Source organism: Alkalihalobacillus deserti, from assembly GCF_020734105.1.
GTDB lineage: Bacteria > Bacillota > Bacilli > Bacillales > Bacillaceae_D > Halalkalibacter > Halalkalibacter deserti.
This window is the reverse complement of the sequence record NZ_JAJAFR010000021.1, coordinates 1-12,553: the sequence shown is the minus strand read 5'-3', so window position 1 is coordinate 12,553 and position 12,553 is coordinate 1. Positions and strand designations below refer to the sequence as shown.

14 protein-coding genes are annotated in these 12,553 nt (G+C 39.1%); 1 reads left to right on the top strand and 13 read right to left on the bottom strand.

Annotated features, from left to right (window positions below):
• Positions 1 to 51 precede the first annotated feature (51 nt).
• The 12 genes from paaX to paaA all read right to left on the bottom strand — a co-directional run bounded on the left by paaX (position 52) and on the right by paaA (position 10,157).
• Positions 52 to 945: a phenylacetic acid degradation operon negative regulatory protein PaaX gene (gene paaX, locus LDX58_RS21615; RefSeq protein ID WP_227939324.1), complete on the bottom strand. Its 894-nt coding sequence runs from the start codon at positions 943 to 945 to the stop codon at positions 52 to 54.
• Positions 946 to 1,070: 125 nt separating this feature from the next.
• Entirely contained in the window at positions 1,071 to 1,847 is a 777-nt protein-coding gene (locus LDX58_RS21610; RefSeq protein WP_227939322.1) for an enoyl-CoA hydratase-related protein, read from the bottom strand.
• Between the two features lie 39 nt (positions 1,848 to 1,886).
• Positions 1,887 to 3,092, bottom strand: coding sequence for an acetyl-CoA C-acyltransferase (locus tag LDX58_RS21605; protein WP_227939320.1), 1,206 nt, complete (start codon positions 3,090 to 3,092; stop codon positions 1,887 to 1,889).
• Between the two features lie 14 nt (positions 3,093 to 3,106).
• Positions 3,107 to 3,967 (bottom strand): 3-hydroxyacyl-CoA dehydrogenase, encoded by an 861-nt coding sequence (locus tag LDX58_RS21600; RefSeq protein WP_227939318.1) that lies wholly within the window; start codon positions 3,965 to 3,967, stop codon positions 3,107 to 3,109.
• 113 nt (positions 3,968 to 4,080) lie between these two features.
• On the bottom strand, positions 4,081 to 5,601 hold the full coding sequence (locus tag LDX58_RS21595) for an aldehyde dehydrogenase family protein (protein WP_227939316.1): 1,521 nt from the start codon (positions 5,599 to 5,601) through the stop codon (positions 4,081 to 4,083).
• A gap of 22 nt (positions 5,602 to 5,623) precedes the next feature.
• Positions 5,624 to 6,397: an enoyl-CoA hydratase-related protein gene (locus LDX58_RS21590; RefSeq protein ID WP_227939314.1), complete on the bottom strand. Its 774-nt coding sequence runs from the start codon at positions 6,395 to 6,397 to the stop codon at positions 5,624 to 5,626.
• 10 nt (positions 6,398 to 6,407) lie between these two features.
• On the bottom strand, positions 6,408 to 7,184 hold the full coding sequence (locus LDX58_RS21585) for an enoyl-CoA hydratase/isomerase family protein (RefSeq protein ID WP_227939312.1): 777 nt from the start codon (positions 7,182 to 7,184) through the stop codon (positions 6,408 to 6,410).
• 1 nt (position 7,185) lies between these two features.
• Positions 7,186 to 7,488: an EthD family reductase gene (locus LDX58_RS21580; RefSeq protein WP_227939310.1), complete on the bottom strand. Its 303-nt coding sequence runs from the start codon at positions 7,486 to 7,488 to the stop codon at positions 7,186 to 7,188.
• Between the two features lie 17 nt (positions 7,489 to 7,505).
• Positions 7,506 to 8,003, bottom strand: a complete 498-nt coding sequence (paaD, locus tag LDX58_RS21575) for a 1,2-phenylacetyl-CoA epoxidase subunit PaaD (RefSeq protein WP_227939308.1) — start codon at positions 8,001 to 8,003, stop codon at positions 7,506 to 7,508.
• A 27-nt stretch (positions 8,004 to 8,030) separates the two neighbouring features.
• Positions 8,031 to 8,831 carry a 1,2-phenylacetyl-CoA epoxidase subunit PaaC gene (gene paaC / locus LDX58_RS21570; RefSeq protein WP_227939302.1) on the bottom strand — a complete coding sequence of 267 codons (801 nt, stop codon included), beginning with the start codon at positions 8,829 to 8,831 and terminating at the stop codon, positions 8,031 to 8,033.
• Complete coding sequence (paaB, locus tag LDX58_RS21565) at positions 8,821 to 9,180, bottom strand: 1,2-phenylacetyl-CoA epoxidase subunit PaaB (protein ID WP_227939300.1); 360 nt, start codon at positions 9,178 to 9,180, stop codon at positions 8,821 to 8,823. Before paaB ends, paaC begins: the two co-directional genes overlap by 11 nt.
• Before the next feature lie 14 nt (positions 9,181 to 9,194).
• Entirely contained in the window at positions 9,195 to 10,157 is a 963-nt protein-coding gene (paaA, locus tag LDX58_RS21560) for a 1,2-phenylacetyl-CoA epoxidase subunit PaaA (RefSeq protein WP_227939298.1), read from the bottom strand.
• A gap of 649 nt (positions 10,158 to 10,806) precedes the next feature.
• Between paaA and paaK the strand changes: the two genes are divergently transcribed.
• A complete protein-coding gene (paaK, locus tag LDX58_RS21555; RefSeq protein ID WP_227939296.1) occupies positions 10,807 to 12,138 on the top strand; it encodes a phenylacetate--CoA ligase PaaK in 1,332 nt (443 codons plus the stop codon).
• Between the two features lie 266 nt (positions 12,139 to 12,404).
• Here the strand turns inward: paaK and LDX58_RS21550 are convergent.
• A partial coding sequence (locus LDX58_RS21550; protein WP_227937813.1) for an IS3 family transposase occupies positions 12,405 to 12,553 on the bottom strand: 149 nt, incomplete at its 5' end.

The window sequence follows — 12,553 nt, the reverse complement described above, 5'->3', positions numbered from 1 at the left end:
AAACAGCTTTTGAATGATTGAGGATTACTATCATTCAGAAGCTGTTTTCGTTTATTCTGTATCAATCATTAAAGGATGACTTAACACATCAAAATCTTTACTTACTTTCACTTTTTCATTCCCTTTTCTAAATACACCTTCAAAAAATTGAGACGCTTTCTTAGCCAAAGCAACATAGTATTCAGAAAAAAGGTCTGCTGCTGAGTCACCTAACCACTTATCCGGTAAAAGTTCAGCAGGTAAACCTGGGTCAATAAAGAGAAACTTGCGATACTCATGAACTAAAATCGTTCTTTCGACAAAACATTGACCATCCGTCATGTTTCCTTTTTCTATTTTATTTTTTGCAATGACATATTTCTGGCTATATTCACGCATGAATTCCTCATAACGCTCATTAATCTCATCTAAATTCCAACACTTTTTTATTAAACTCTGGTCTTCCTTAGGGCCATCATATTGCGAGATAAAAAAGTTAACATACTCTTTAATCTCATATTTCTCAATAAGACCATATACTTGTTTTTCTAATGGGTTTGGTGATAACCAACAACTAGTTGACATCGAACCAAACCCACTCCAAATCAACTCTTGGCGTAGTTCATCACGAACATTTCTAATTTCTTCAGGAATGTTGTACATCAAAATTCTCCATTTCCCGTCCCAAGAGTGAGGCTTTATTTTATAGATTCTTTCAGCAGCCTCTTCCATTCGTGCTTTCCCTATATCGGTTAAAGAATAAAAGCTTTTATTTCCAACCCTTTTAGACTGAATCCAGCCCTGTTTGTTCATTCTTGAAATCGCTGCGCGAACAGATTGCTCATTATGACCAAATTCTTGCAATAAGCTTATTAAGCTTCCGATCCAAATCTCATTTCCATAATGTCTAATATAATCCCCATATAAAGTAAAGATCATCGATCTTGTATTTAAAGTGTTCTCCATCTACTCATCCCCAGAATTTTTTGTTTGAAAAAAGGGCTAATAAAAATTAGCCCTACCTAGAAAAGGATACCAAATTCAATAATAGTTCTATTATAGAAAATTGCTAAATCGTTTGCAACCTCTTTCTATTCACCTTTGAATGCAGGTTCCCTTTTTTCTGAGAATGCTTCTAGTGCTTCAATACGGTCCTTTGTTGGAATAATCACTTCATACGCTTTCGCTTCAATTGCTAATCCTGTTTGCAAATCAACTTCCATTCCATGTCGAATCGCGTATTTTGCCTGCTGTACAGCAATAGGACCATTTATCGTTATCGCCGATGCTAGTACTTCACACTGAGGAATTAATTCCTCTTTATTCGCGATTGAATTTAAGATACCTAAGGAAAGAGCTTCATCAGCATTAACTCTTTTTGCTGTTAAAATTAATTCCATAGCTTTTGAAGGTCCAATTAACCTTGGCAAACGTTGCGTCCCACCAGCACCAGGGATAATCGCCCAGCTTACTTCCGTCAAACCCATTTTTGCTTCAGGTACAGCTAGTCTAAAATCACAAGCTAATGCCAATTCAAATCCTCCACCTAATGCATAGCCATTAATCGCTGCAATTGTTGGCTGAGGTAACGCTTCAATTGCCGAAAACACATCACGAATGGCTTTTACGTTTCGTTTCACTTCAGTTTCATTTAAATGCTTTCTTTCTTTTAAATCAGCTCCAGCACTAAAGGCTTTTTCGCCAGCCCCAGTAATGATAACGACACGAACGTCCTTGTTTATATGAATATCTTCAATAACGTCTCTTAAATTCTTTAACGTTTCATAGTCAAAGCAATTAAGAGCATCAGGTCTATTGATGGTAATATAGGCTAGATTATTTTCTTGGTAATACTTAACATTTCCCATTAACTTATCCTTCCTAGACTTCGTTACTCTCATCTACTATTATTCTACATTTTTTACAATCGCTGCAATTCCTTGACCGACGCCAATACACATCGTCGCCAAGCCATTCTCTACGTTTCGTTTCTTCATTTCATAAATAAGGGTTGTTAAAATTCTAGCTCCACTTGCTCCAAGCGGGTGGCCAAATGCAATCGCCCCACCGTTAACATTGACAATCTCTTCATCTAACTCTAATTGCTTCACACATTCAAGAGATTGAGAAGCAAAGGCTTCATTTAATTCCACCAAGCCAATATCTTTTATCGTCAGATTGGCACGTTCTAATGCCTTTCTTGAAGCAAAAATTGGTCCAATCCCCATAATACGCGGCTCTAATCCAGCAACAGCAGACGTTACATATTTTACAAGAGGTTTTAATCCAAGCTCTTTCGCTTTATCTGCACTCATTATCAGAAGTGCTGAAGCACCATCGTTCACACCCGATGCATTACCAGCCGTCACCGTTCCACCTGCAAAGATAGGTCTTAACTTAGCGAGTTTTTCCAGTGTCGTCTCAGGTCTTGGATGCTCATCTTGATCAATAATCGTGACGTTTCCTTTTCTATCTGTGATGGAAACGGGTACGATTTCGTCTTTAAAACGCCCTTCCTCCATTGCGTTTTTCGCACGCTGTTGACTCTGTAATGCAAATCGATCTTGTTCCTCTCTAGAAATGGTAAATTGCTCGGCAACGTTTTCAGCCGTTTTTGGCATTGCGTCTGCCCCAAACATCTCTTCAAGTAACGGATTTGTGAACCTCCAGCCAATTGTTGTATCAAACATTTTCATGTCACCACGTGGAAACTCTGCCTCCGGTTTAGCCATAACAAGTGGTGCGCGAGTCATACTTTCTGTTCCACCGGCAATAAAGATATCCCCCTGGCCAACTGCAATCGCTCGAGCCGCATATGTAACAGCATCAAGTCCAGATCCACAAAGGCGATTAATTGTCGTTCCACCTACTTCAACTGGCAAACCTGCTAAAAGTGCGGACATTCGCGCAACATTTCGATTATCTTCCCCTGCACCATTGGCATTACCGAAAACCACCTCTTCTATTTCTAGTGGGTTTACTTTGGGATTCCGCTCAATTAAAGACTTAATCACAATAGCTCCTAAATCATCTGGACGAATGGCTTTTAAGCCGCCTTTGTATCGGCCAATTGGCGTTCTCACTGCATCAACAATCACAACCTCTTTTACCATTTCTTTCACCTCTTTCATTTGTTTGAACCCGTGTAATCATAGACGCCTTTTCCTGTTTTTCTACCCAATCGGCCCGCCTTCACATATTTCACTAGTAACGGACATGGTCTAAATTTTTCTCCTAATGTTTCATGTAAGTATTTTAAGTTGTTTAATCGTGCATCCAATCCAACTAAATCCCCGAGTTCAAATGGTCCCATCGGATAATTTAAACCGAGTTTAATTGCTTTATCAATTTCTTCAGGTGAACCAACACCTTCTTGTAGCATATAGAAAGCTTCATTTCCTACCATTGCACTAATTCTACTTGTGACAAATCCAGGAAATTCATTGACAACAACCGTTTCCTTGCCCATTTTTTGTGAAACCTCTTTAATAACCTGAACCGTTTTATCGGCTGTTTCAAGTCCTCGGACAATTTCAACAAGTGGCATTTTTTGCACTGGGTTGAAAAAATGCATCGCAATTGTCTTTTCAGGGCGTTTTCCATAAGAACCAATTTCAGTTGGGCTCATTGTCGATGTATTAGTAGCAAAATAGCAGTGTTCTTGAGCATGTTCTTCAATTGTTTCAAAAACGGCTTTCTTTATTTCTGTTTTTTCTGGAACTGCTTCTATAATTAAATCTGCTTGAGACGCAGCAACTTCTAGATTGGAAGAATATAAAAACCGACTTTTGGCTGCCGTCGCTTCTGCTTCGGTAATCTTTTCGTAACGTACACCTTTTTCAAAAATAGTATTAATCTCTTTTTCCGCACTGTTCAATGCAGATGGATTGACATCAACCAATGTTACATTGAACCCTCCGATTGCCCCTACATAAGCAATCCCTCTCCCCATCACTCCAGAACCAACGACTACTAGATTTTGAATCATACAATCATCTCCCTTAAACTAGATAAAGCTGGCTGTGGTAGAATCAGATTAGCATTCAGTTACCCGAATACCTTTTCTGCTCTTATCACTCAGCCAGCTCTTATTCAATATTATTATTTGATTCCGAAAGGATTTACTGGGCGGCTTCCATAATAAGAGATAAAGCTTTTTGTTTCTGAATAAAGATCTAATGTCTCAATACAAAGTTCGCGCCCGAAACCTGATTGCTTATAGCCACCAAAAGGCGTTCCAGGGAAAGCTGAGAATGGACAGTTCACCATGACGATTCCTGCTTCAATTTGGTTACCCACACGTGTAGCACGTCCTCCGTCTTTTGTCCAAATAGCAGAACCTAGACCGAATTCTGTGTCATTTGCTAGTCTAATAGCTTCTTTTTCATCTTTAAATTTCATAATAACGGCAACTGGCCCAAAAATTTCTTCTTTAACCACTTTCATATCATGGTTTACATTCGCAATGACTGTAGGCTCATACCAAGATCCATTTTCAAAGCCTTCAACAACCGCTGGCTTTCCACCTGCTAAGATTTCAGCTCCGTCAGCAATGGCTGATTGTACATACCCATCAACAACCTCTAATTGACTTTGATCGATTACCGCTCCAACATGTGTTTCTTGTTCTAATGGATTGCCTAATTTAAGCTTTTTCGTTTTTTCTACGAATTTAGTAACAAATTCATCATAGATATCCTCATGTACGTATAGACGAGATCTTGCCTCACACGATTGTCCGGTATTGTAGAAAATACCAAATAGTGAACCGTCTACAGCTGCTTCGATGTCAGCATCTTCGAAGATAATATTCGGAGATTTGCCACCAAGCTCCAATGTAACACGCTTTAATGTTTGAGAAGCTTTGCCCATGATATCTCTACCGATTGGCGTAGAACCTGTGAAAGCTACTTTATTTACCTTCGGGTGTTCAACAAGGTAATTCCCTACGTCAGACCCAGATCCCGGAATGATATTAACTACTCCAGCCGGCACTCCTGCTTCAATACAAATTTCCCCTAAAACAATAGCAGTTAATGGAGTCAACGAAGCTGGTTTTACGATGACAGAACAACCAACAGCAATTGCCGGTGCAATTTTCCATGCTGCCATCATCATTGGGTAGTTCCAAGGAATAATTTGTGCACATACCCCTACAGGTTCTTTTTCCGTATAGTTGTGGAATTGACCTGGAATATTATTAACTGTTCCACTATGTCCAACAATTGCTCCTGCATAAAATTCGAAATCCTCGATCGCTTGCATCACTTGCCCCTGCGCAGCAGTAATTGATTTTCCGCTGTTTAAAACCTCTAACTCTACTAATTCATTAAAACGCGAACGCATAATTGCCGCAATTTTGTTTAGTACACGTGAACGCTTATTAATTGGTGTTTTTTTCCACTTGCCATTGTCAAATGCTTCTCTTGCGGCTTGGACCGCTCTTTCTGCATCTTCTTGCGTAGCCTTTGCAACCTTAGCAATGATTTCACCAGTGGCAGGATTGTACGCATCAATAGTGGCTCCGTTTGAACTTTCAACTCTTTCACCATTAATAACTAGGTGATAATAATCACGCTTCATTTCTGCTTTTTCAAATGTTTTTTCTTGAACTTTTACCATGTAATTCCACTCCCTTTTTATATTATTTTCCAATAAATTGAGGTTTTCTTTTTTCTGAAAAGGCTGTAACACCTTCCAGATAATCTTTTGTTAAGCCAGCAATTCTTTGACCTTCCGCTTCTTCTTTCAAATATTCTTCTAAAGAAAGGTGGTAGGAGGCCTCTAAATATCTTTTAATTAAGCCGATTGCTTTCGTTGGTCTGCTTGCGATATTTTCTGCAAAGGCTGTCACTTGCTCGTTCCAATCCTCGACACTGATTACTTTTGTAGCGAGACCTATTTTTTCGGCCTCAGCAGCAGGTACTTTTTCGCCAAACACAGATAGCTCCAATGCTTTTGCATGACCAACAATTCGTGAAAGATAATACAGATTACCTGAATCAGGAATCAATCCAATATTTACAAAGGCATTGATGAAACTTGCTTTTTCAGAAACAAGACGGAAATCGCAGGCTAATGCTAGACTAAATCCTGCCCCTGCAGATACACCGTTTACTGCTGCAATAATCGGCTTTTCACAACTGGCGATTTGCTTCATCGTCGGACCGTATTGCTCACGAAGTATTTGCCCTAAATTCATGTTTTCATCGACATCCGCTAAATCCTGTCCTGAACAAAAGGCCCTGCCTTCGCCAGTAATCACGATAACACGCACTACATCTGAACTCGTCGATTTTTTAATCGCCTGTTGTATTTCCTTATGCATTTGCGCTGTAAAGGCATTCAGTTTGTCCGGACGATTTAAAGTGAGCCAGGCTACCCCGTTTTCAACACGGTAAGTAATGGTTTCGTACATAGAACATCCCCTATCTGCCTTTGAAAATAGGCTGTCTTTTTTCAACAAATGCTTTCATGCCTTCTGTTTGATCCTCTGATGCAAACAGCATATAGAAATTCTTCCGTTCATATTGCATTCCTTCGTATAAGGAATAATCCACTGCCTTATTAACAGAATCTTTGATCATTCTGACTGCTAAAGGAGGCTGTACCGCAATCTTTCTAGCAAAACCAACTGCTTCTTCCACCAATAATTCAGGTGCGACAATTTTATTAATAATGCCATATTTTAAGGCTGTTTCTGCATTGATTCTTTCGGCAGTCAAAATCCATTCAAGCGCCTTTGTTTTACCCACTAATTTCGTCAGTCTTTGTGTCCCTCCTGCTCCAGGCATAACTCCTAGTGTTACTTCTGGAAAAGAAAACTGCGTATCTCCAGCAGCTATAAGGAGATCACATGATAAGGCAAGCTCAAAGCCACCGCCGAATACAAAGCTTTTGACTGCACCGATGATCGGTTTTTTAATCAGGCTTAATCGGTCCCAATCGGCAAATTGATTCAATAATTCTAAACTCACAGGATTGTCATTGGCCATCTCATCAATATCCGCTCCAGCAGAAAATGCTTTTCCATGTCCGGATAATAAGATTACTTTCACTTCGTTCTCACGGTCGAATTCTTCCGCTGCCGAAACAATCTCACCGACCATCGTCCGGTTTAGTGCATTCAATTGTTTAGGCCGATTTAAAGTGATAAAACCAATTTCATTCTCAATAGAAGTTTCAATATATTGAAACAGTCCCATCTTATACTTCCTCACCAATCATCATTGTTACGAGGTTCCCAGCAAAGCCCATCAAGTCTTTTCCTGATGCTTTTCCTTCAGGCGAACGCATACCTTGTTGAAGCGCTTCATGATTTTCATAATACATTTCACATAGAATGTGATATTCAGAATCTTTACCCATTGGTGTTCCGACTATTTTCGTAACTTCCATTTTTTGAAGACCTGGAATTTTTTCTGTGAGAGGACCGTGCACATTGAAATAATGTTCATCAAATGCTTCTTTACTTTCTGGTTGTTTATATAGCGCAATTAGCTTTACCATTTTATTCCCTCCAAGTTTCATATAAATTTAATCATTGGTTTCATTGCTTCAAACGGATTTTTACATGATTTGCAATATAAAATGCTGCGACATGCTGTTGGTCCGAATATGTTTTCCATCGTCACATATGTGGATTCACAATACGGACAATCTATATGCCACGATCCATCTTCCTTCATTTGCCTAGGGGGAGGAGCGATTCCGAATACTTTTAATCCCGCTTTCCCCTTTTCCGTAATCCGGTCAGAAGTCCAGGATGGAGATCTTAGAAATTCCACACTTACACTTCCAACACTAGGCAGCTCTTTAATGGTTGTTTCCACATTTTTCTGAATGATCGGAAGCGCTGGACACCCTAAAAAGGTCGGCAGTATTTTCACAGAAACATCTGATCCTGAAACCTCAACATTCTCAACCATTCCTAAATCTAGAATGCTAACTGTATCAATTTCCGGATCTTTTACATGATCTAACATTCTATATATTTCTTCTGATGTTACTAGTGCGGTAGACATAGTACTCCTCCCCCTTTTACACTTGTTTTACCAGGAAGCTGCTTTATTACTCGAGTAAACTTCACTTAGAGTTTCAAGTGCTTTCTCTAAATCCTCTGTGTGCTTCCCGTTGCGTCCATCTCCTTGAGCCATACCTACTTCAATAGCTCCTTGTAGTCCGACACTTTCCAATACAGGTGCAAGAGCCTGATTCCACTTATTCAGTAAAACAGCTTCGCTTTCAATCAACCCTTGTTCCACGATTTCATTTCTTTTTTCTCCAAGAGAGAAAACACCTTCGAAATCTTGCAACGTCTTCTCAATGGCTGCTTTCATTCGGGAAACAGCTACTTCATGGCCTGATCCTACTAGTTGAACAAACCAAGTTTTCCAGTGCATTAGATGATAGTAAAGTTCCATTTGTACTTTTGCGGCTACTTCAGCAAGTGGTTCGTATGAACTTGACTGTAACGATTGAATCTTAATCGTTTTAGCTTGGGTATAAAAATAATTTCGTACCACCGCAAAAGCCCAATCATATTCCGGGTTTTTCATATAGTAGCCAGGTCCATTAGCAAGTTCCAAGATAATCGCATTACGCCTTTCATTCGCTAGACGGTCATGGGCTAGTTGATTTGCATCGCCTTCACCAAGTTCTTCTAGTAATTGATAGAAGATGGCCGCATGACCCATTGTATCTTGCGAGATGGAGGAAGATGCTACGTCCTCCTCTATGTGTGGAGCAAGACCTAGCCATTCAGATCCACGATATGAATGAATAAAGTCATCATCCGCCAATTGAAATAACAATTCCTTAATAGCAGTATTCTCTGTTGAATTATTTGTCATTTTTCACGCCTCCTGCCCAAGACATAATTTCCTTTTCGTCAAGCATTTCTTGTTCGTATGTCCGCCATTTTTTCTTTAAATAGCCATAGCCTTTTGTTGTGCGGTAATCTTTATTATCCAAACGTTGAAGCGTTTTCTTTTCTTCCGAAGTCATTTTTCGGATATGCTGACGTTTCACAACCCAGATATCATCCACAGCCTCACGTCGCATAAAGTTTTCCTGCGCCATCAATATAGCAATATCTTCATTTGGGGCCAGCAAGCTAAAATGATATTGTATCGGTGCTGTTGGAGTCTTACGGCTAAATACTTCAAATTCTTCAAAATAAGATTCTTCCCTAGTTTCCATGGTTTTTCCCTCCCTTAAATGACCTTTGGAGCCAATGCTTCACGTACCCATTTATTATTTGTGTAAGAATTTCTTCTAAGATCCAAGCGCTCTTGTGAACGAGGCCCTTCATTCCTAGCAATCAGCTTCAACTTATTCCAGTCAGGCTGTTGATAAATCCATTTTCCTGTTTCTTGATCAAATCGTAGCGTCTCATCCGGAATCGTAAAACCAAGGGAAAGAATCCGCTTAATATATTTGTTAAAGAACGATTGACGAAGTCCTTCATTCGTACCCGTTCTGATTCTGTACTTTAAGGTAATATCTTGTTTCGAAGCACCCATTTCATCCTTGCTTGGGGGTCCGAAGAAAAGTAAGAGAGATTCCCACCAATAATCAATCGCGTCTTGCACCATTTGTCTCTGTTCTTCTGTACCTTCAGCCAGAGCCATAATGATCGCTTCTCCGTGTTGAGCGTGGAAAACTTCTTCTGCACAAATTCTGTGTAATGCACGGGCATATGGACCGTAAGAAGCACCAAGCATATCCGTTTGGGTAATAATGGCCGCTCCATCAACTAACCAGCCAATCAGCCCTGCATCTCCCCAAGATTTCGCTTCCATATGAAAAACGTTATGAAACTTCAATTTTCCTGTAAAAAGATCCTGCATTAAATCGTCCCGCTTTTTGCCATAAGGAATCAATAAATCCTCTGCAACACGAAGCAACAGTTGTCCGTGTCCCATTTCGTCTTGTACCTTCGCCATGATCCCGAGCTTTCTATGCAAAGTAGGAGCTTTAGGTACCCATTCCTTTTCCGGAAGCGCTCCCATAATTTCGCTCATGCCATGCATTGAAATCAATTTAATTAATGTATTCCGATATTCATCCGGCATCCAGTCACCGGCTTCAATCTTCTCTCCGGCTTCAATTCTAGCCATAAAATCAGCATATTTAATGTCTTCAACCGGGTTCGTTTGAGTAGCATTTACAGACATCTTCATTCCCCCTTCGTCTTTTATATAACGTTATTATAACGTAATCATACATTACTGTTATGGAATTTGCAAGATTCATTTGTTATTTTATTTAGAATTTCTCTAAAACTTCTAAGTAACTTCTATAGTAATAAGGTTCCTGCTTATTAATTAAAAAAACAATTGGCACCTCTGAGCATAGAGCATTTCCTCGAACTGCTAATTTTCCCCTTTCCAAATGCAGCGCTCGCATCTCTTCTTCAAAATCGTTAAATTCATTATTGAATGCATCAAACTACTCATATGAACACCCTCACTTTTATTAACCATTCTTTATTACTCTAAATTATTTGGTCTCACATTTGAGATAAATGCTAAGGCTTACATATAGTTGTTGATTTCCAGTAAAAACCCTTTCTTACTTATAATAAAGGATGTTAGTATATACATGGTCACACCTTAATTAAGATCTCACTTATTTGACTAAGATAGATTTTGCTTGTTAGGTTTAAACAATTTTCTGAATTTTATATTGACAATGGTCTCTTCCCTTATTATTCTTAATATAACGCAATTTAATAAATCGTTATAAAAACGTTTTATATTAAATTTGTTATTACGATGTTTTTTCCTGGTAGGGAAATAAACCAAATTTCAGGAGGTCTCTTACATGAATGTTTATAACCAAATTGAAACTGCATCACGCGCTGAAATGGAAGCGCTTCAGTTAGAACGCTTACAAAAGACCGTTAACCATGTGTTTACGAATGTACCCTTCTATCGAGATCAGTTAATAAAGTCCAATATATCTCCAGAAAGCATTCAAAGTTTAGAAGATATTAAAAAACTTCCTTTTACAAAAAAGAATCATTTAAGAGAGAACTATCCATTCGGTCTATTTGCTGTTGATCAAAGCGAAGTTACACGAATTCATGGTTCTTCAGGTACAAGCGGTAAACCAACCGTTGTAGGCTATACAAAAAATGATACTGAAAATTGGGCAGAACTTGTAGCGAGAGGAATTGTTGCTGCTGGCGGTAAAAAAGAGGACATTTTCCATAATGCTTACGGCTATGGTTTATTTACCGGAGGACTTGGACTACATTATGGTGCTGAGAAACTCGGCTGTGCAACGGTTCCTATCTCTGGAGGGAATACAGAGAGACAAATCACATTAATTCAAGATTTCAAACCAAAAATTATCGCAGGTACTCCATCCTATATTCTTAATATTGCAGAGAGAATGGAAGAGATGGGCATAACGCCAGATGAGATTAGTGTTGAATATGGAATTTTTGGTGCTGAACCTTGGTCTGAAGAAATGAGAAAAACACTTGAGAATAAGCTCGGCATTAAAGCCGTTGATATTTACGGACTAAGTGAGGTAATGGGACCAGGGGTTGCGATTGAGTGTCATGAGGCTCAAGATGGGTTGCATATTGCTGATGACCATTTTTTAATTGAAGTCATTAATCCTGATACATTGGAACCTGTTCCAGAAGGTGAAGATGGCGAGCTAGTTTTTACTAGCCTTACAAAGGAAGCGCTGCCAATCATTCGCTACCGCACTGGTGATATTTCTTCTATCACAAGGGAAACTTGCAAATGCGGTCGTACAACAACTAGAATGGCCCGTGTTAAAGGCCGTATCGATGACATGTTGATTATTCGTGGCGTAAATATATTCCCATCAGAAATTGAACGTTACCTTCTACAAATTGATGATCTCGTTCCACATTTTCAAATTCATTTGACGAAGAAGGGCACGATGGATAATGTCGAACTTCATGTTGAAATGACACCTGAATTTTTCAGTAATCTTCCTGGTGAAGATTTAACGCATGAAAGTGTGGGTCAATTAAAAAAGAAAATTCAATATGCTATGAAAACTCATTGTCTTGTATCGATGGATATATTCATTCAAAAGCCTAAGTCAATACCAAGATCAGAAGGGAAAGCGGTTCGAATTCTAGATAAAAGGGATTTAGCCGTGGCACAGTAACCGGTTATTATTACTAACAAAACACCTGTTTCGAATTTAGCCTAACCCCAAAAGTGAAATAAGAAAAACCGGGCAGAAACGGCCCGGTCCTTTTTTGTTTAGAAAATATCCGATAGCTTACTCTGTGCCATATACTCCTTTATAATACTCTGGCTACATTTAAAGGAATCTCTTCTTTTTCATGACACACTAAACAAACAAAGCCGACGCTCTGTTTCTTGGACTGTTTTAGATTTGGTGGTTACCCCTAAAAGTTAGAGTTTTTATTATGCAGCTGATTGGCTGGGTTGAGTTCGGTATTCGACTGGACTTAAACCAGCCAATTTTTCTTTTGATCGTTCATGGTTGTACCAGTAGATATATTCTTCAATCCGTCTTTTTAATTCTTCATAGTTTACTAATTCTTCCCCATAAT